We start from the raw sequence: 19,290 nt of genomic DNA, 5'->3' as shown, positions 1-19,290 counted from the left end.
TCTTTTGCGTTGCTCTATATTCTCTTGCTGTCTGTTGCTCTGTTCTGAACGCATAGGTGTTATTACCTTATTAATCCGATTCACAGGATGGGATCTGATGATCAGCGATTTTCACCGCGCGATACCCGACGCAGCACCCAGTCCAGTCCACGGTGAGGCAGTAGTCGTTTCAGTGTCGCGAAGAGATAGGTGGGGAAGGTGACGTAGTAGCGCGCCTTCGGTCGTGGGCTCTCCAGGGCGTGAATCAGTTTTTTTAGAACTGCCTCGGGGGGCAGAGTGAAGGGAGCAGCCGGTCCTACCTTGGTGAGGCGTTTCTCCATGCGTTGATAGGTCTCAAAAAAGTGGCTCGCCTCACGGTCGATGTTCTGCTGATACATCTTCATCGCATTGGCGCGAAAGCGACTGGTGACCGGTCCTGGTTCGATGAGTGAGATCTCAATGTTGCTGTCGTGCAGCTCGAGGCGCAGGGTGTCGGTGAGTGCCTCGAGTGCAAACTTACTGGCGTTGTAGGCACCTCGAAAGGGGAGGGCGATGAGTCCGAGTACGGAGCTGTTCTGCACAATGCGGCCATGTCCCTGGCTGCGCATGATCGAGATTACCCGGCGGGTCAGTTCATGGGTGCCGAAGAGGTTGGTTTCGAACTGCGCACGCAATACTTCTCGACTCAGGTCCTCAACGGCACCGGCCTGTCCGTAGGCACCGTTGTTAAAGAGCGCATCGAGGGTTCCGCCGGTGCGCTGTTCGATTTCATTGAGTGCCGCTGCGATGGAGTGATCGGAATTAAGATCGAGTTGTAGCGCGTCCAGACCGTCAAGATTAAGTTGCTTGAGCATTTCCACATCTTCGACCTTACGTGCAGTGGCAAAGACGTGCCAACCGTGTGCAGCAAGTCCCTTGGCGCAACAGAGTCCGATGCCGCTTGAGCAGCCGGTGATTAAGATCGTTTTTTTATTCATGGGTGTTTAAGGGTGTGGCTAACCAAAACGGTCTTCACCAAATTTATCCTGAATCTCACTAATTTTTTCGTGGTTACTCAGTAGTGCTTCAACGCAGCTGGCATCGAGCTGCTTTCCGGCAAGCTCCCTGAGGGTGTTGAAGGCGACTTCATTATCCCACGCCTCTTTGTAGGGACGACTGCTGGTGAGCGCATCGAAAATGTCGGCCACGGCAATGATTTTCGACTCGAGTGGAATCTCCTGATCCTTTAACCCTTCGGGATAACCGCTGCCGTTTACTGCCTCATGGTGATAGGCCGCAATGTTACGCAGTATGTCGATATGATCGAGTCCATCGAGACCGAACTCCTGCAGCATAGTGTCGATGATCTCGCGCCCCTTCACTGCGTGGCTCTTCATTACCTCAAACTCTTCCTCGTCGAGTTTGCCTGGCTTGAGCAGGATCTTGTCGGGGATACCGATCTTGCCGATATCGTGTAGAGGCGAGAAGAGGTAGACATTCTCGATGAACTCGTCGGAGAGTCCGCGCTCCTTGGCGATTTCGGTGGCGATAAGGCGTGAGTAGTGGGCCATGCGATCGAGGTGGGTGCCAGTCTCCAGGTCACGCTGGTGGGTCATGTCTCGCGCCGTTTTAACCGCAGCGAGCAGGGTGCGGATGTTGGTCAGGTCGTTAATGACCGTCAGCGAAATCAGGTGGCCGATCAGGTCGAGGTAGTGGAGCACCTCCTCATCAAGCACCTCCTCCATGAAGGAGTTGAAGAAGATGAAACCGAAAAAACTACCGTTGATCGACATCGGCATGGTGTAGCTCGAGGCGTAGCCCTTTTCTACCAGGCGTTGCGTGTGCAGTTTACCGGTACCGCCGATCGAGAGCAGGTTGTTTACCACGCGGGGTCGCCCCTGATTGATGATCTCCTGCAACAGCGGAACCTCGGAGAGCTTCGCCTCATATTGCTGCATTGGGTTCTCACCATCACTGCTCTGAATAAAAGTCTTCAGGGTGTCGGTCTTCTCGTCATAGAGGGTCACCGCAATACGATCGATATAGTCGAAGCGATCACGTAGTACGCCATGCACAAAGTTAAGCTTCTCCGATAGCGGAAGCAGATCGTTCAGTTTGTGCAGCGTGTCCTGATAATTAAACATATTCCATTCTCTCGTTCGCTGTCTTCTTCTGGAGTGATTCTAACATTGATCTAATCTACCAAGGGTGGGATCAGGCGAGAAGTACAGCGAGTAGTCCGGTGAGAAAAATACCGTCGAAGGTGCCCGCACCACCAATCGAGGCGACCGGGGTTGGCATCTTTCGAATGTCTTTCAGATGCAGCATGTCGGCACCGATAATCACACCCAACGTGCCGGTAATGTAAGCGAGGGCGGCGCTCTGCTCCGGTTGCAACATCAGTGCAAAGAGTGCGGCACTGATAGGCGCGACCAGAATGGGCATGCCAATACCGATGCCACTGATCGGGCGGCTGATCTTGAAGCAGATTAACGATACGCAGATGAGTGCTGCCAGTAGTGAAAACAGATTGATTTCGTGATGGATTAGCAGGTAGAGGGTGAAGCCAAGCGGTATCAGACAGCCTCCCACATTTACGGCAATGATTGTCTCACCGTTAAAGGGTATGTGTGAGAGCTGCAGCAGGCCCAGCAGCTGTGGTGGTTCTGCATCGGGATCGGCTTCGCTGTGGATGGAGAAGAGCGGCAGATTGATACTGCTGCCGATCAGTGAGCTGAATAGCAGCAAGAAGGCTGAGGTCTGCGAGAGTCCCAGTTTTTCGAAGGCGATGGTGACCAGGCCAAGCTGTACAATCGCCAGCAGTACGCCAAGCATGAAGAGCAGAATGAAGAGGTGTGGTTGTGAGAATCGATTATGCATCGTTCAGGCATAATACACTTCGGCGGGTAGTGGCACGATTGTCCACACGACGGAGGATTCAAGGTTGTGACTGGAAGAGGCTAACCGATAGTCCGTCTCAGGCTAGAGCTTTTCACTGTCGCCCCTGAAGAAGCGGCGATTGTTGGTCTGGATAAGATTGACATCTGGGAGTGTGGCGAGCCGGCATCCTTGCTGCTCGTGGTCTGAAAATCTTAGGACGGTTTTCATCACCGTTCTATGACGCTCGTTGCAATTTTGGACTCTGCTCAGAGGGTGTAGCGCGATATTATCTCTTTGACCATATAGAGCTGCCTCAACAACGCGCTAAGGCAGGTGCCGATCAGGCCACGGCGGGCGTCTCTTCGAGTTTCTGTTCCTCCTGCTGCAGAGCCCACAGCTCGGCGTAGAGGCCGTTGGCCTCGAGCAGTTGCTGGTGGTCACCACGCTCGATAATCGTACCGTCGCGCATCACCAGGATCTGGTCAGCATCGATAATGGTGGAGAGACGATGGGCGATCACCAGCGTGGTGTGGTTGGTGGCCACCTCGCGTAGTGCCTCGATAATTGCCTGCTCTGACTGTGAGTCGAGTGAGGAGGTAGCCTCATCGAAGATCAGGATGCGTGGATTCTTCAGGATCACGCGAGCGATCGCGATGCGCTGTTTCTCACCACCAGAGAGTTTCAGACCTCGTTCACCTACCACGGTGTCATAACCCTCCTTGAGCGAGTCGATGAAGTCGTGAATGTGGGCGAGCCTTGCAGCACGGATGATCTCATCCTGCGTTGCATCGGGGCGAGCGTAGGCGATGTTATAGAGAACCGATTCGTTAAACAGCACCGTATCCTGCGGCACGATACCGATGGTCTCGCGCAGACTCTGCTGGGTCACGCTACGAAGATCGTGACCGTTGATGGTGATGCTGCCGCTGTTGATGTCGTAGAAACGGTAGAGCAGGCGCGAGAGGGTCGATTTTCCGGCTCCGCTCGGACCAACGACGGCGACTTTTTTGCCGGTAGGTATCACGAAATCGACACCGTGCAGAATCTGCCGTTCTGGCTCGTAAGAAAAATTGACCTGCTCAAAGCGGACTGTGCCATCGCCAATCTCCAGTGGCTTGGCATCGGTACGGTCTTCGATCTCAGGCTTGCGCTCCAGTAGTTCGAACATCAGGTCCATATCGGAGAGCGCGTGTTTAAGCTGGCTATAGACTACGCCGAGGAAGTTGAGTGGGATGAAGAGTTGAATGAGTAGTGCATTGACCAGTACCAGGTCACCCAGACTCATACTGCCATCGACGACTCCCTGGGCCGCCAGCATCATCATTACAGTGACGGCGGTGGCGATAATGCTTCCCTGACCGAAGTTGAGTGCCGAGAGTGAGGTCTGGCTCTTTACCGCAGCCGATTCCCAGCCCGCCATACTCTCGCCGTAGCGGTCGAGTTCATGGTGTTCGTTACCAAAATACTTCACCGTCTCGTAGTTGATCAGACTGTCGATCGCCTGGGTATTGGCCTGTGAGTCCATCTTGTTCATCTCGGCACGGAACTTCATGCGCCACTCAGTGATGAAGAAGGTAAAGGTGATGTAGCTGACCACCGCAGCGGCGGCCACCACGGTAAACCAGATCGAGTAGTTGAAGATCAGGATTGAGGCGATCATCAAGATCTCGACCAGCGTCGGCAGAATGCTGAAGACCATGTAGTTGAGCATTGAGCTGACGCTGCGAGTGCCACGCTCGATATCGCGTGAGACGCCGCCAGTCTTGCGCTCCAGATGGAAACGCAGTGAGAGGGTGTGAAGATGTTCGAGTGCCTTGAGCGCCACCTTGCGCATCGCACCGTGACGCACCTTGGCGAAGACCGCGTCGCGAAGCTCATTAAAGAGCGAGCTGGCAAAGCGCAGCAGACCGTAGCTGAGCAGCAGTGTGATTGGCAGTACCAGTGTGGTGTGCTGGCTGCTATCGAGGGTGTCGACCACCTCTTTTAATACCAGCGGCACTCCGACATTGGCCGCCTTGGCGAGGATTAGTGCCAGCAGAGCCAGCGCAACACGGCCACGGTAGTCCCAGAGGAAAGGGGCCAGGGAGCGGATTGTCTTCAGGTCACTACGATTATGCGAAGGGAGGTCGGTGTGGCGTATATGCATGGTTTACCAGTGGGATTAGAATCTGACTAAAACGCTATTCTATAGTAGTTGCTAGCAGCTGAGGAGCGCGCTCGAAGCGTGTGATGGTTTCGGGCTATACTCGAGATAACTCAATGGAAATAAATAGAAAAAATAGAACAGGGCGAGGTGTTTGATGAGTAAACCGAGTGAAGAGGAGCTGAAACAGGCGTTGGAAGAGGCGATCCGCATGGTGGAAGCACGTGAGGATCCGAAGTTCATTGCCAAGGCGTTGCTCAATCTCAACTATCGCATCGGCTACCTGGAGAAGGTAAAGGATGCCGCCGAGCGCTATGTTCGCTTCGGTCTCTCTGAGCAGGAGCACTCGATGCTACTCAAGGCACTCGATGAGTTTAAACACGCCGAGGCACTGAGTGTAGGAGAAGAGGCGAGTGAGGACATTGGGCTCTAGAAGGTATTCTACTGGATACGCAGAAATTCCTATCTACACCACCATTTGAGTAGACGCTTCTACGCGACACGACTACACCTTGAATCATCTACGTGAACCCCAATATCGGGGGGATCAAGTCAGTCTGAGAGAATATCACCATACCCTATTACGAATACGCCTGTCAGGAGTGCGGCCACCGCTTGGAGGTACGCCAGAAGATGAGTGATCCACTGTTGAGCGACTGCCCGGCCTGCAGCAAACCCGCGCTAAAAAAACTGGTCTCAGCTGGCAGTTTTTCGGTCAAGGGTGGCGGTGGTTCGGCCTGCGCCGCTGCAGATGGTGCGGCACCGAGCTGCGGAGCTGGGGGCTGTTGCCCCAGTCTCGGCTAAATCTAGAGCGTATATAATGTTTGTCACTCTCCGTCGTTATTTAATCACCGGCATGCTGGTCTGGGTACCGCTGGGCGTCACTATTTTGGTGATCAAGCTGCTGGTCGATCTGATGGATCACTCGCTGGTGCTGTTGCCGCCAGAGTATCGTCCTGAGGTGCTGCTCGGATTTGCCCTGCCGGGTATCGGCGCACTGATTGTGCTGCTGGTCGTGCTCACGACCGGTATGTTGTTTGCTAATCTGTTCGGACGCCAAATTCTTAGCGGATGGGAGTCGCTACTGGGGCGTATTCCCCTGGTTCGTTCTATCTACTCGGCGGTGAAACAGCTCGCCGAGACGATGTTCTCCGACTCGGGGCAATCGTTTCGCAAGGTGCTGCTGGTGGAGTACCCACGTAAGGGGCTTTGGACATTGGCCTTCCAGACCGGTACCGATATCGGTGAAGCGCAGGAGAAGACCGGCGAGGATGTGATCAATATCTACGTCCCGACCACTCCCAACCCGACCTCGGGCTTTTTTATCATGGTGCCGAAGGGCGATGTGATTGAGCTGGAGATGAGTGTCGATGATGGGTTGAAGATGATTCTCTCCATGGGCGCGGTGGTGCCAGAGGGGCACGAACACCCGGTTGAAGTTGCGCAGCCCCCGGCCAAGCCGTAACATTCCCGCCTTTACGCGGGGCCGTGCCCACAGGCCGCTCCGTATCTGGATCTAACTAACTCTCTGGAAATATGTAATGCGTAGCCACTATTGCGGTCAACTCGACGATTCGCACGTCGACCATGAAGTAGAACTCTGCGGCTGGGTACATCGTCGTCGCGACCACGGTGGAGTCATCTTTATCGACTTGCGAGACCGTGATGGTCTGGCGCAGGTGGTCTTCGATCCTGATCTGGCCGATGTCTTTGCAACGGCTGAGAGTGTGCGCAACGAGTTTGTATTAAAGGTTAAGGGCAGGGTTCGCCTGCGTCCTGAGGGGACTGAGAATCCCGACCTGCCGACTGGCAAGGTTGAGATTCTGGGCAAAGAGCTGACTATTCTGAACAAGTCAGAAACCCCTCCCTTCATGCTTAACGTCGACGATGAGGGTGTGGGTGAGGAGCATCGCCTCAAGTATCGCTACCTCGATCTGCGTCGCCCCGAGATGCTGCAGCGTCTTCGTTTCCGTTCAAAGATTACCCGCGTATTGCGTAACTACCTCGATGACAACGGCTTTCTCGATGTCGAGACACCGATGCTGACCAAGGCGACCCCTGAGGGTGCGCGTGATTACATCGTGCCGAGTCGTACTCATGAAGGTCAGTTCTTTGCGCTGCCGCAGTCACCACAGATCTTCAAACAGTTGCTGATGGTGGCCGGTGTCGATCGCTACTACCAGATCGTGCGCTGTTTCCGTGATGAGGATCTGCGCGCCGATCGTCAGCCAGAGTTCACTCAGCTCGATATCGAGACCTCGTTCCTCGATGAGTCGACCATCATGGCGATGATGGAGGGGATGATCCGCAAGCTCTTCGCCGAGGTGCTGGAGGTGGCGCTGCCCGATCCCTTCCCACGCATGTCCTATGCCGAGGCGATGGAGCGTTTTGGTTCCGATAAGCCCGACCTGCGTATCCCGCTGGAGCTGGTCAGCGTTAATGATGTGCTGGCCGATGTTGAATTCAAGGTCTTCTCGGGTCCAGCTAAAGATCCCAAGGGCAGAGTTGCCGCGCTACGCCTGCCCAAGGGTTGTGAGCTGAGCCGCAAGGAGATCGACGACTACACCAAGTTTGTCGGTATCTACGGTGCCAAGGGGCTTGCCTATATCAAGGTTAACGAGGTCGCCAAGGGGCGTGAGGGTATGCAGTCGCCCATCCTCAAGTTTATGCCTGATGAGGCGATCACCACCATCATGGAGCGTACCGGTGCCGAGGATGGCGATCTGGTCTTCTTCGGAGCGGACCAGGCGAGCATCGTCAATGAAGCGCTCGGCGCGCTACGCGTGAAACTGGGCCATGATCGCGGTCTGGTTGAACACGGTTGGAAGCCACTCTGGGTGGTCGACTTCCCGATGTTTGAGTGGGATGAGAAGAACGATCGCTGGACCTCGCTGCATCACCCCTTCACCTCGCCCAACGAGGAGCACATCCCACTGCTCGAGAGCGATCCTGGTGCCTGTCTGTCACGCGCCTACGACATGGTGCTCAACGGTACCGAGCTGGGTGGCGGTTCGATGCGTATCTATCGTGAAGAGGTGCAGGAGCAGGTCTTCCGTGCGCTCGGTATCGAGGATGAGGAGGCCCGTGACAAGTTCGGCTTCCTGCTCGACGCACTCAAGTACGGCTGTCCTCCACACGGTGGACTCGCCTTCGGTCTCGACCGTCTGGTGATGCTGATGACCGGCGCCAAGTCGATTCGCGATGTAATGGCCTTCCCCAAGACCCAGAGTGCCGCCTGTCTGATGACCGATGCACCTTCGGGTGTCAGCGAAGCGCAGCTCAAAGAGCTGCACATCCGTAAACGCGTCAAGCCTAAAACCGCCGAGTAGAGTGACGTACCGATTTGGCCGACTTCAAGCGTCCCGAATCGGTACTGGTGGTTGTCTCCACCCGCCAGGGTGAGGTGCTGTTGCTGGAGCGTACTCACCCCGAGGGGTTCTGGCAGTCGGTGACCGGTTCGCTCGAAGCGGGTGAGAGCCCCGCCGAGGCGGCCCAACGTGAGCTGGCTGAAGAGACCGGCATTAAAGATGTTGAGGTCGTCGATTGCCAGCAGCGTCGCTGCTTCCCAATCCTTCCCGAGTGGCGTAGCCGCTACGCCCCTGATGTCTCAGAGAATTGTGAACACCTCTTTACGGTGCAACTCGATCAGCGCTGTGCGATCAAACTTAATAACGATGAACACTGCCGCTACCTCTGGGTGGATAGAGCGGAAGCGGCGGGGCGGGTCAGCTCATATACCAATAGAGATGCAGTGTTGGCGATTGTTTCGAAGTAGAATCGCCCAACTATCTAATAAATCGCCGGTAGTTTGCTGTAACTGACCGGTTGGAACCGTGGAGTAAGCAGATGTCAGCCAACGCCCTAGCCATTCAATCCTATGCCGGCCTTGATGATGCCGATGCAGAGGCGCGCATCCTTGCCGCCAAGGAGAAACTGGGCGAGCGGTTGGTGATTCTCGGTCATCACTATCAGCGTGAGGAGGTGTTCCGCCACGCCGATTTCTCCGGTGATTCACTAAAGCTCTCGCGTCAGGCCGCCGCGTCAAAGGCGGAGTACATCGTCTTCTGCGGTGTTCACTTCATGGCTGAGGTGGCCGATGTGCTCTCGCGCCCCGATCAGATCTCAATCATTCCCGATATGGCTGCGGGCTGCTCAATGGCTGATATGGCTAATCTGGCCAATGTAGAACGCGCCTGGAGGGAGCTTGCCGAGGTGCTGGAACCCGATGAGCAGATCACCCCGGTAACCTACATCAACTCGGCTGCCGACCTGAAGGCGTTCTGTGGGCGCCACGGCGGTATCGTCTGTACCTCCACCAATGCGCGCCACGTGTTGGAGTGGTCCTTCTCACAACGCGAGAAGGTGCTCTTCTTTCCCGACCAGCATCTGGGGCGCAACACCGGCTTCACTATGGATATCCCACTCGAAGAGATGGTGGTATGGGATTTCGATCAGCCGCTCGGTGGTCTGACTCCAGAGCAGATTAAAAACGCCAGGATGATTCTGTGGAAGGGGTTTTGCTCCGTGCATCAGATGTTCCAGCCCGAGCAGATCGATAACTTCAAGCAGCGTTATCCCGAGACGCAGATTATTTCGCACCCGGAGAGCCCCTTTGAGGTGTGCCAGAAGTCGGACTACGTCGGCTCCACCGAGTACATCATCAACACCATTCGTGATGCTGAGCCTAATACTCGCTGGTTGGTCGGCACCGAACTCAATCTGGTGAACCGTCTGCACGAGCAGTTTAAACACGAAGGTAAAAACGTTCACTTCATGTCGCCCACTGTCTGTATGTGTTCGACCATGTTCCGAATCGATCCTCAGCATCTTGCCTGGACGTTGGAGAATCTGGTTGAAGGTAAGGTGGTCAATCGCGTCAGCGTTGATGAGAGCGATGCGGAGCAGGGTCGTCTGGCGCTGCAGCGCATGCTGGAAGTCTCTCCCTAGCCCGATCCGGTTACGGTAGAAAAGAGAGAGCCCCGACGGTATCGACGGGGCTCTCTGCGTTTAAGGAGATTGCCAGGGTTGAGACTACTCTGTGTAGATAACAAAGCTCATCGCACCAGCGAGTTGCCCAAGCTTGCCGCCTTCACGCTTTCCGCCGGTAATATCGATGCTACCCTTCGGATTGCCGTGGCAGGAGAGGCTGGCCGGTTTTAGTCGATCGGTTTCATAATCAGTGCGATTAGTTAGAGGATGTTCCATCATTTCGTTGCGCCATTCCTTATTTTATTTGTGGCGAATCTAGCTAGATTGGGTTGCTAATGCAAAGTCGATATTGTTACGCGGCATCGTGTTCAGCATTAGGAGATGCTTTCATGCTACCCCACTGGTCGATCAGGCTCTGCCGAATGCGATTGAGTTGCCCGTGGAAAAAGTGATCGGCGGTGGTGAGCCATCTGAAATCGGGGCGGTTGGGTTGAGACTCGACCCACTCTGCAACGGCTTCGGGTGGGGTGACTTCATCTCTTCCTCCCTGAATGACCGTCCAGGGAATCTCGACATTGGGAGTCTCCTCAAAATCGAACATCTTCACCGGCGGCGCAACCAGCAGCAGGCGCTCTGCAGCAGCATCAACATGACCGCGTAGTGCCACGTAGGCACCAAAGGAGAAACCTGCCAACCAGATGGGGGCGCCGGGATGTCGTTGTTGGAATAGTTTAACTACAGCGAGAAGGTCGTCAGTCTCTCCTATGCCATGATCGAATTGACCGTTACTCTTCTCGACGCCACAGAAGTTGAAGGTGATGCTGAGCAGACCCAGATCGTTGAAGGTCTTGGCCAAGGTATGCACCACCTTGTTTTGCAGGCTACCGCCATAGAGTGGGTGGGGGTGGCAGATCACCACGATCGGATGGCTGTCGTTATAACACTCTGGGTATGAGGTGAGGAGCTCAAGTTGACCAGAAGGTCCCGGGATTAGCAGTTCTTCACCCACACAGAGACCATCCTCCTTGTTGTCATGGAGGTGGCGTGTTTGGTGTTCGGAGAAGTCGATGTCGTCTGTCATATTCAAGTAGTGATCTCTGTTGCACCCGCATCATACTGGGCGCTCATTCGATGACAACCTGAAACTGTGAGGTTAATTTGTAAACCTGATTTCTATCGATAACGAAGCACGGAATCCTATGCTATGCTCAGTCGAGTTATCAGGGTTAATGATCTGAATTAAAACTAAAAAGGACGCAGAGCTGCGGGGGGATAAGATGAAGCTGAGACATTTCTTGATAGGTGGTTTTGCTGCACTGCTGGTTGGTCAGGCAAGTGCTGAGGACGGTAATAACTACGTTGGACTTAGCTGGATGGCCGACTATCAATATACCGCCGACAGTACCGGCACCAAGATCAGTAATGGTGGCTCAGCGGGCTATCTGGCCAAGTTGGGTCATAACTACTCCGATAATTTTGGCCTTGAGGCGCAGGTGTTGCGTACCCCCGAGGTGTCGACCGACGATGGAGACTATCAGGTCAATGCGCTGGGTGGCGTCTTTATGCGCGGCAATCTGCCGCTGATGGATGACCGTTTGCGTCTCTACGTGCTGGGTGGCGTCTCGTTGATGCACACCAGTGTTGATGACGGTACATCAAGTGAGACAGACCTGCAGGGCGGTGTCTCCTACGGTGGTGGTATCGAACTCTACGGAAATGAGACCACTGCGCTCACTGCCGAGTTTGTGCAGTATGTCGATCAGGGCAATTACGGTCTGAAATCGTGGAACATCGGTTTTGTTAACCGTTTTTAAGCTGCATTAACCACTATTGAATTGAAAAGCCGCACTCTGTGCGGCTTTTTTATGCCTGGTTATCAAGGGAAGAGGATGAGAGAGACGATTGTACTGGTTCACGGTCTACTGATGCGTGGAGCGGAGATGAGCCTGTTGCGATTGAGGCTGCATCGTTGTGGTTATCGAGTAGCACAGTTTAGTTATGCCACGTTGCGTAGCACACCGTGTGATCGTCTTGAGCAATTAAGACGTTTTGTGCAGAGACAAGAGGGAGAACGAATCCACTTTAGTCTGCCACAGTCTGGGGGGGCTGTTGGTGCGCCAGCTACTGAATGACTATCCAGATTTGCCGCCGGGGCGTGTAGTGACACTGGGTACGCCGCATCAGGGGAGCTATGTCGCAAGGCGTTTTGACAACAACCTCGTTGGACGGGTGTTACTGGGACATAGTCGGGGTGTGTTGACCGAGCAGGATCACGGTTGGTCGCTAGATCGTGAGCTGGGAGTGATCGCCGGTTCTCGGTCGGTGGGTGTTGGCCTGCTGGTGCCGGGTCTGGCAAAGCCGAACGACGGTACAGTGGCGGTTGTGGAGACGCGACTGGAGGGGATGAGTGATCATCTAGTTCTGGTCACCACACATATGGGACTGCTCGGTTCAGCTGAGGCTGCAGCGCAGTGTTGTCACTTCCTGAAAAATGGAGACTTTTTCCATGATTCAGATACGCCATAGCGGGCGCAAAATGGTACACTGGCGCGAATTTTTTACCGGATATAGAGAGTTACAGAGAGGGTTTCATGGCGGGACATAGTAAATGGGCCAATATTCAGCACCGTAAGGGCGCGCAGGATGCCAAACGCGGCAAGCTCTTCACCAAACTGATTCGAGAGATCGTGGTAGCTGCCAAGATGGGTGGTGGTGATCCCGATTCCAACCCTCGTCTGCGCGCGGCCATCGATAAAGGCCTCGCTGGCAACATGAAGAAAGACACCATCGAGAACGCAGTTAAGCGTGGTTCCGGTGATGTCGATGGCGATAACTATGATGAGATCCGCTACGAGGGCTACGGCCCATCGGGTGTAGCGGTAATGGTCGACTGCCTGACCGATAACCGTAACCGTACCGTCTCTGAGGTCCGTCACGCCTTTACCAAGGCGGGTGGTAACCTTGGCACCGACGGTTCAGTTGCCTATCTCTTTACCAAGATCGGCATGATGAGCTACCCGGCTGGTTCCGATGAGGACGCCATCATGGAGGCCGCACTGGAGGCGGGTGCTGAGGATGTGGTGACCAACGATGACGGCACCATCGAGGTGACCACCGCCTGGGAGGAGTTCACCAATGTTAAGGATGCGATGGTTGCCGCCGGTTTCGAGCCCGAGGTGGCCGATATCACCATGAACCCTTCAACCGGTGTTGATCTGGGGCTAGAGGATGCAGAGAAGGTGATGCGACTGGTTGATACGCTGGAGGATCTCGACGATGTACAGAATGTCTACTCCAACGCTGACTTCTCCGATGAGGTGATGGCGCAGCTTTAGGTTGTGTCCGTTATGACTCGTATCCTCGGTATCGATCCCGGCTCCAGAATCACCGGATTCGGTATCATCGAGACCGAGGGGATGAAGAGTCGCCATATCGCCAGTGGCCACCTGAAGATCAAGGGTGATTCACTGCCGGAGCGGCTGAAACAGATTTTCGATGGAGTGAGTGAGGTGCTGGCAGAGTTCTCCCCCGATGAGATGGCGATCGAGAAGGTCTTCATGGCCCGTAATGCCGACTCCGCTCTCAAACTCGGTCAGGCACGTGGTGCAGCGATCTGTGCCGGTGTGACCCACGACCTCACCGTTAGTGAATACAGCCCAACCCAGATCAAACAGGCGGTGGTCGGAACCGGTCGCGCCGACAAGGCACAGGTTCAACATATGGTGGCGCAGATCCTCAGTATCGCTGAGAAGCTACAGGCCGATCAGGCCGATGCCTTGGCAATCGCCCTCTGTCATGGCCACACCAGCAAGACGATGCTCAATATCCCGACGGCCCGCAGTCGTCGTGGTGGGAGATGGCGATGATTGGTCGTCTGCGCGGTGCCCTGCTGGTCAAACAACCGCCCCAGCTACTGCTCGATGTGAATGGTGTCGGTTATGAAGTTGAAGCGCCGATGTCGACCTTCTACAACCTCCCCGAACTCAACGCCACCGTTACCCTGCACACCCACCTGGTGGTGCGTGATGATGCCCATATCCTGTTCGGTTTTGGCAGCGAGAGTGAGCGTTCGATGTTCCGCGCACTGATCAAGGTTAACGGTGTCGGTGCCAAACTGGCGCTGGCAATTCTCTCCGGCATGAGCGCCGAGGAGTTTGCCCGCTGTGTGCAGGAGGATAGTGTCACGGCACTGACCCGACTGCCCGGTATCGGTAAAAAGACCGCCGAGCGGCTGATCGTTGAGATGCGTGACAAGCTGGGTGATGTCGAGGCGGCAGTCTCGCTTCCGGGTGCTGGCGCTGCGGACAAAGAGGTGGTCGAGAATCCAGTCGAGGATGCTGTTAGTGCACTGATCGCACTCGGTTACAAACCGAACGAGGCGAGCAAAATGGTACGTGCGGTTGCCAGTGAAGATGCGAGTAGCGAAGAGTTGATACGCATGGCGCTGCAGTCGGCAGTGAAGGGTTAGGGCGTGGACGAAGATCGTCTTATTACTGCAGCCGGTCAGTCGGATGAGGAGGCGCTGGAGCGTGCTATTCGCCCCAAGATGCTCGCCGACTATGTCGGACAGCCCGCCGCCTGCGAACAGCTCGATATCTTTATTAATGCGGCACGCCACCGCAACGACGCACTCGATCACACACTGATCTTCGGCCCGCCTGGGCTGGGCAAGACAACACTCTCACATATCATTGCCAACGAGATGGGTGTGAACATGCGTCACACCTCCGGCCCAGTACTGGAACGTCCTGGTGATCTCGCCGCGCTGTTGACCAACCTTGAACCGCACGATGTGCTGTTTGTCGATGAGATCCATCGCCTCAGTCCGGTGGTCGAAGAGGTGCTCTATCCGGCGATGGAGGATTACCAGCTCGATATCATGATTGGTGAAGGCCCAGCGGCACGCTCAATCAAACTCGATCTGCCACCCTTCACCCTGGTCGGTGCAACCACTCGCGCCGGACTGCTGACCTCTCCGTTGCGTGATCGTTTTGGTATCGTGCTGCGACTCGAGTTCTACAACGTAAAAGACCTGACTCATATCGTTACACGTTCGGCCGATATCCTCTCGGTCGATATTGATCAGGGGGGGGCTGGTGAAATCGCACGCCGCTCTCGTGGCACACCGCGTATCGCCAACCGTCTGCTGCGTCGGGTACGTGACTATGCACAGGTGAAGGCAAACGGCCTTATCAATGCTGAGGTCGCCTCCAGTGCGATGGAGATGCTCGGTGTCGATGGTAACGGTTTTGATCAGATGGATCGTCGTCTGCTGCAGACCATGATTGAAAAGTTCGGTGGTGGTCCGGTCGGTGTCGATAACCTGGCGGCGGCGATTGGCGAGGAGCGTGGCACCATCGAGGATGTGTTGGAACCCTTCCTGATCCAGCAGGGCTTTATGATGCGCACCCCGCGCGGTCGTGTGGCAACAGAGAACGCCTATCGCCACTTTGGTCTCAAGCTGCCGAGTCACGTTGCAGCGAGTCTTGATTCAAATCTGTTTGGTGAGTGAACGAAATGGTTGTGGTGAAGTCACAAAAAAGCAGCTGTTTGAAGAATGGGGGAGCAGCCGCGTGAGCACCTTTCACTGGCCGGTGCGGATCTATTACGAAGATACCGACAGCGGTGGCGTGGTCTACTACGCAAACTACCTCAAATTTATGGAGCGGGCGCGCACCGAGTGGCTGCGCAGTCTCGGTTTTGAACAGGATCGGCTGATTGAGGAGCAGGGGATCATCTTTGCCGTTCGCTCTGTCAATGCTGACTACCTCAAGCCAGCTCATTTTAATGATGCACTCGATGTCTCGGCTGAGATCATCGAGCAGGGTAAGGCAAGTTTTAGCTTTGAGCAGATCGTCAGTCGTGATGGCGTGGTGCTCTGTAAGGGAGAGATTAAAATCGCCTGTTTGAAGGCCGATACGATGCGCCCCTGTCCAATACCAAAAATAATGTTAATGGAGATGCAGGATGAACGTTGATCTCTCTTTTACCCACCTGATTCTGGGAGCGAGTCCACTTGTACAGGCTGTGATGCTGCTTCTACTGGTGGTCTCGATTGCATCGTGGAATATGATCTTCCGCAAATGGAGTGCGCTGAAGCAGGCACGACGCGATGCCGATGATTTTGAAGAGCGCTTCTGGTCGGGCGGTGACCTGAGCCAGCTCTACAAACAGATCTCAATGCGCCATCACGATCCCGAGGGGATGGAGCGTATCTTCGAGGCGGGTTTTAGTGAATATGCACGGCTGAGCAAGAAGCCGGGTATCGACCCTGATGCAGTAGTTGAAGGTGCGCAGCGCGCGATGCGGGTGGCTCTGACCCGTGAGGTCGATGAGGTTGAGTCAAATCTTCCCTTCCTCGCCACGGTCGGTTCGACCAGCCCCTATGTCGGTCTGTTCGGTACCGTGTGGGGCATCATGAATGCCTTCCGCGGTTTGGGTAATGTGCAGCAGGCGACGTTGGCGATGGTAGCGCCCGGTATCGCCGAGGCGCTAATCGCCACCGCGATGGGCCTATTTGCCGCGATCCCCGCCGTGCTCGCCTACAACCGCTACTCGCACGATGTTGAACGCCTTGAGGGGCAGTACGACAACTTCCTTGAGGAGTTCTCGACCATTCTGCATCGTCAGGCACACGTGCAATCAGGGACGGTTTAATCCGTGGCTGCCGTGCAGAAGGGACGTAAGCGTCGCCGCCCAATTGCCGAGATCAACGTCGTTCCCTATATCGACGTAATGTTGGTGCTGCTGGTGATCTTTATGATCACCGCACCGCTGCTGACCCAGGGCGTTACCGTTGATCTGCCGCAGGCCGATGCTGAGCCGCTGAAGGCAGAAGATCGTGAGCCGCTAGTGGTGAGTGTTGATGTTGAAGGGCGCTATTTCCTTAATGTCGGCAACAAGGTTGAGAAGCCTATAGAACCAGAAATCCTCAAGGCACAGGTAGCAAAGGTACTCAAGCTACAGCCTAAAACGCCTGTCATGGTTCGCGGTGATAATAGCGTCGATTACGGTCGTGTGGTTGAGGTGATGGCGCTGTTGCAAGAGGCGGGCGCGCCAAGTGTGGGGCTGATGGCCGATCCACGCGGACAGGATAAGTAGCGGAACGCCGATGGCATCACGAGGCGGCAATCGCTTTCTTTCCCTCTTCTACTCGCTGACGATCCACGTCGGGCTGGCGGCGATGCTGGTGATGGGAATGGACTGGTCGAGCGAAAAACCGATCGAGCAGCCCAAGGTCGATATCATCCAGGCGCAGTTTGTCGATGAGACGAAGGTGCAGGCCGAGCTAAAACGGCGTGACGATGTGATCCGAAAAAAGGCTGAGGCGGAGAAGAAGCGCAAGCTGGATGCCAAGCGCAAGGTCGAGGCAGAGAAAAAACGCAAACTCGACGCGAAACGTAAAGCAGTGGCAAAGAAAAAAGCGGATGCCAAACGTAAGGCGGACGCGAAGAAAAAGGCTGATGCCAAACGAAAGGCCGAGCTGAAGAAGAAAGCCGATGCCAAACGCAAGGTGGAAGTAGAGAAAAAACGTAAGCTTGAGGCCAAAAAGAAGGCTGAAGCGGAAGTGAAGCGCAAAGAGGCCGAGGCGGAGAAGCAGCGTAAGGCTGCGGAAGTTGAGAAGCAGAGAGTTGCTGAGCAGGAGCGCCAACGCATTGAAAAGGCGGCTCGCGAGGAGCGTGAGCGTGAAATGCGCGAGGCGCTAGAGGCGGAGCAGCGCGAAGCGGAGGCCGCCCGACAGGTAGCCGCTGCACGGGCGGCTCAGAAGGCGATTACCAGTTACAAAATTCGCATCGCACAGCGTGTGCAGAGCTACTGGTTGAAACCGGGTGGCTGGCGAGCGGGTCTGCAATGTTCGGTGCGGGTGCAGATGATCCCGGGTGGCGAGGTGGTCTCGGTGCAGATTGAACGGAGCTGTGGCAGCGCTATTTTTGATCGCTCGGTAGAGAACGCCGTGCGCAAGGCATCCCCCCTGCCGGTTCCATCCGATCCGGCGATTTTTGACCGAATGCGTGTGATAACCTTCATCTTCAAACCGGAGGAGTAAGTTTGAACAAAATCTTTATTAGAGGCCTGCTAGCCTTGATGGTCTGGCTTGGATCTACTGCCCTACAGGCTGAGGGTCTGACCATCGAAATCACCAAGGGTGCCGAAGGTGCATTACCTATCGCGGTGATTCCATTTGGTATGCAGGGTGTGAACGGTATCGATCCTTCGCAGAATGTCGGCCGTATTGTCGCGGCGGATCTCAGACGCAGTGGACTCTTTAAACCGCTAGCTGAGAAAGATCTGCTCTCTCGTCCGACCGATGGTACTGGAGTCCGCTTTGCTGATTGGCGTCTGCTGGGGGCAGACAACATTGTGGTCGGTCGCATGACCCCCAAGGGCGGCGGTAAGTTTGAGCTGCGCTTTCAGCTCTTCGATGTGACCCAGGAGAAGCAGCTGGCGGGATACAGCTTTCAGGTCTCGCGTACCAATATTCGCCGTGTCGCCCACCACATCAGTGATCTTATCTATGAGAAGCTGATCGGTCATCCGGGTGCATTCTCGACCCATATCGCCTATATCAGTCGCCTCGGCAGCAACGAGAAGCCGACCTTTGTACTACAGGTGGCCGATGCTGATGGTTTTAATCCACAGGTGGTGCTGCGCTCTTCGCAGCCGTTGATGTCACCCGCCTGGTCGCCCGATGCAACGCGTCTTGCCTATGTCACCTTTGAGAAGGGCAAGGCGTCTATCTATATGCAGAACATCCGTAGTGGCAAGCGCGATCTGATCGCATCCTATGCCGGTATTAATGGCGCACCGTCGTTCTCGCCTGATGGTAAACGGATGGCGCTGACCCTTTCAAAGGATGGCAATCCTGAGATCTATGTGGTTGAACTGGGGAGTCGTAAGCTACGTCGACTGACCAACCACAATGCGATTGACACAGAACCGGTATGGTCTCCTGACGGGCGTATGGTAGTCTTTACCTCCGACAGGGGCGGAAGACCCCAGCTCTACAAGGTGGCGGCGCGGGGTGGTAAGGCGCAGCGACTGACCTTTGAGGGCAAATATAACGCCAGAGCAAGCTTCTCCCCGGATGGGCGACGGCTTGCTTTTGTGCATCAGGTTTCAGGTGATAGTCGTTTCCGGATTGCAGTGATGGAGATGGATAGTGGTGAGATTAGAATCCTCACCGACGGCAGCCTGGACGAGTCACCGAGTATTGCGCCTAATGGCAGCATGGTGATCTATGCCGCAACGGAGCGTTATAAGGCGGTGCTCTCTGCGGTCTCCGTGGATGGGCGTGTACAGCAGCGGCTGGCACTGAGTGAGGGTGATGTTCGCGAACCTGCGTGGTCACCGAAGCCGATGCGTTAGCGGTGTGAGAAGAA

At 55.2% G+C, this 19,290-nt stretch carries 23 protein-coding genes; 17 read left to right on the top strand and 6 right to left on the bottom strand.

Translation table 11 applies throughout. The features are described from left to right. Positions 1-101: 101 nt before the first annotated feature. The 4 genes from HUE57_RS15225 to HUE57_RS15210 form a co-directional block, all read right to left on the bottom strand. Entirely contained in the window at positions 102-956 is an 855-nt protein-coding gene (locus HUE57_RS15225; protein WP_078483935.1) for an SDR family oxidoreductase, read from the bottom strand. Between the two features lie 18 nt (positions 957-974). Continuing rightward, positions 975-2,102 (bottom strand): HD-GYP domain-containing protein, encoded by a 1,128-nt coding sequence (locus tag HUE57_RS15220; RefSeq protein ID WP_078483934.1) that lies wholly within the window; start codon positions 2,100-2,102, stop codon positions 975-977. A gap of 70 nt (positions 2,103-2,172) precedes the next feature. After that, positions 2,173-2,838, bottom strand: coding sequence for a DUF1614 domain-containing protein (locus tag HUE57_RS15215; RefSeq protein ID WP_078483933.1), 666 nt, complete (start codon positions 2,836-2,838; stop codon positions 2,173-2,175). A gap of 340 nt (positions 2,839-3,178) precedes the next feature. Beyond that, positions 3,179-4,984, bottom strand: a complete 1,806-nt coding sequence (locus tag HUE57_RS15210; protein ID WP_078483932.1) for an ABCB family ABC transporter ATP-binding protein/permease — start codon at positions 4,982-4,984, stop codon at positions 3,179-3,181. Positions 4,985-5,138: 154 nt separating this feature from the next. Between HUE57_RS15210 and HUE57_RS15205 the strand changes: the two genes are divergently transcribed. The 6 genes from HUE57_RS15205 to nadA all read left to right on the top strand — a co-directional run bounded on the left by HUE57_RS15205 (position 5,139) and on the right by nadA (position 9,928). Continuing rightward, positions 5,139-5,414: a hypothetical protein gene (locus HUE57_RS15205; RefSeq protein ID WP_078483931.1), complete on the top strand. Its 276-nt coding sequence runs from the start codon at positions 5,139-5,141 to the stop codon at positions 5,412-5,414. 134 nt (positions 5,415-5,548) lie between these two features. Next, positions 5,549-5,785 carry an FmdB family zinc ribbon protein gene (locus HUE57_RS15200; RefSeq protein WP_320416297.1) on the top strand — a complete coding sequence of 79 codons (237 nt, stop codon included), beginning with the start codon at positions 5,549-5,551 and terminating at the stop codon, positions 5,783-5,785. Between the two features lie 16 nt (positions 5,786-5,801). Then, positions 5,802-6,446 (top strand): DUF502 domain-containing protein, encoded by a 645-nt coding sequence (locus HUE57_RS15195; protein ID WP_078483929.1) that lies wholly within the window; start codon positions 5,802-5,804, stop codon positions 6,444-6,446. A 76-nt stretch (positions 6,447-6,522) separates the two neighbouring features. Beyond that, the gene (gene aspS, locus HUE57_RS15190; RefSeq protein ID WP_078483928.1) at positions 6,523-8,310 is read left to right on the top strand and encodes an aspartate--tRNA ligase; all 1,788 of its coding nucleotides are present in this window, start codon (positions 6,523-6,525) and stop codon (positions 8,308-8,310) included. 14 nt (positions 8,311-8,324) lie between these two features. After that, on the top strand, positions 8,325-8,756 hold the full coding sequence (gene nudB, locus HUE57_RS15185; protein WP_078483927.1) for a dihydroneopterin triphosphate diphosphatase: 432 nt from the start codon (positions 8,325-8,327) through the stop codon (positions 8,754-8,756). Between the two features lie 71 nt (positions 8,757-8,827). Beyond that, positions 8,828-9,928 (top strand): quinolinate synthase NadA, encoded by a 1,101-nt coding sequence (gene nadA / locus HUE57_RS15180; RefSeq protein ID WP_078483926.1) that lies wholly within the window; start codon positions 8,828-8,830, stop codon positions 9,926-9,928. An 84-nt stretch (positions 9,929-10,012) separates the two neighbouring features. Here the strand turns inward: nadA and HUE57_RS15175 are convergent, their stop codons facing one another. Further along, the gene (locus HUE57_RS15175; RefSeq protein WP_174673471.1) at positions 10,013-10,189 is read right to left on the bottom strand and encodes a hypothetical protein; all 177 of its coding nucleotides are present in this window, start codon (positions 10,187-10,189) and stop codon (positions 10,013-10,015) included. Between the two features lie 73 nt (positions 10,190-10,262). After that, positions 10,263-10,991 (bottom strand): alpha/beta hydrolase, encoded by a 729-nt coding sequence (locus tag HUE57_RS15170; RefSeq protein WP_135622208.1) that lies wholly within the window; start codon positions 10,989-10,991, stop codon positions 10,263-10,265. A gap of 196 nt (positions 10,992-11,187) precedes the next feature. Here HUE57_RS15170 and HUE57_RS15165 point away from each other — a divergent pair, with 196 nt between their 5' ends. The 11 genes from HUE57_RS15165 (at position 11,188) to tolB (ending at position 19,276) form a co-directional block, all read left to right on the top strand. Continuing rightward, positions 11,188-11,724, top strand: coding sequence for an outer membrane beta-barrel protein (locus tag HUE57_RS15165; protein WP_078483710.1), 537 nt, complete (start codon positions 11,188-11,190; stop codon positions 11,722-11,724). A 298-nt stretch (positions 11,725-12,022) separates the two neighbouring features. Further along, complete coding sequence (locus tag HUE57_RS15160; RefSeq protein ID WP_135622203.1) at positions 12,023-12,436, top strand: hypothetical protein; 414 nt, start codon at positions 12,023-12,025, stop codon at positions 12,434-12,436. 65 nt (positions 12,437-12,501) lie between these two features. Beyond that, complete coding sequence (locus tag HUE57_RS15155) at positions 12,502-13,245, top strand: YebC/PmpR family DNA-binding transcriptional regulator (protein ID WP_078483712.1); 744 nt, start codon at positions 12,502-12,504, stop codon at positions 13,243-13,245. A gap of 12 nt (positions 13,246-13,257) precedes the next feature. Then, entirely contained in the window at positions 13,258-13,776 is a 519-nt protein-coding gene (gene ruvC, locus HUE57_RS15150; RefSeq protein WP_078483713.1) for a crossover junction endodeoxyribonuclease RuvC, read from the top strand. Continuing rightward, positions 13,773-14,378: a Holliday junction branch migration protein RuvA gene (ruvA, locus tag HUE57_RS15145; protein ID WP_078483714.1), complete on the top strand. Its 606-nt coding sequence runs from the start codon at positions 13,773-13,775 to the stop codon at positions 14,376-14,378. The genes ruvC and ruvA overlap by 4 nt, the downstream gene beginning before the upstream one ends. A 3-nt stretch (positions 14,379-14,381) precedes the next feature. Beyond that, positions 14,382-15,422: a Holliday junction branch migration DNA helicase RuvB gene (gene ruvB, locus HUE57_RS15140; RefSeq protein ID WP_078483715.1), complete on the top strand. Its 1,041-nt coding sequence runs from the start codon at positions 14,382-14,384 to the stop codon at positions 15,420-15,422. 61 nt (positions 15,423-15,483) lie between these two features. Further along, positions 15,484-15,888 carry a tol-pal system-associated acyl-CoA thioesterase gene (gene ybgC / locus HUE57_RS15135; RefSeq protein WP_078483744.1) on the top strand — a complete coding sequence of 135 codons (405 nt, stop codon included), beginning with the start codon at positions 15,484-15,486 and terminating at the stop codon, positions 15,886-15,888. Further along, a complete protein-coding gene (tolQ, locus tag HUE57_RS15130; RefSeq protein ID WP_078483716.1) occupies positions 15,878-16,567 on the top strand; it encodes a protein TolQ in 690 nt (229 codons plus the stop codon). The genes ybgC and tolQ overlap by 11 nt, the downstream gene beginning before the upstream one ends. Positions 16,568-16,579: 12 nt before the next feature. Continuing rightward, on the top strand, positions 16,580-17,011 hold the full coding sequence (gene tolR, locus HUE57_RS15125; protein WP_078483745.1) for a protein TolR: 432 nt from the start codon (positions 16,580-16,582) through the stop codon (positions 17,009-17,011). 10 nt (positions 17,012-17,021) lie between these two features. After that, on the top strand, positions 17,022-17,957 hold the full coding sequence (gene tolA, locus HUE57_RS15120; RefSeq protein WP_078483717.1) for a cell envelope integrity protein TolA: 936 nt from the start codon (positions 17,022-17,024) through the stop codon (positions 17,955-17,957). Between the two features lie 2 nt (positions 17,958-17,959). Then, entirely contained in the window at positions 17,960-19,276 is a 1,317-nt protein-coding gene (gene tolB / locus HUE57_RS15115) for a Tol-Pal system beta propeller repeat protein TolB (RefSeq protein WP_078483718.1), read from the top strand. Positions 19,277-19,290 lie beyond the last annotated feature (14 nt).

The sequence above is a fragment of the Candidatus Reidiella endopervernicosa genome, from assembly GCF_013343005.1.
In the GTDB taxonomy this organism is placed as follows: Bacteria; Pseudomonadota; Gammaproteobacteria.
Note: the sequence above shows the minus strand (reverse complement) of the source record. Positions and strands in the feature narration are given on the sequence as shown.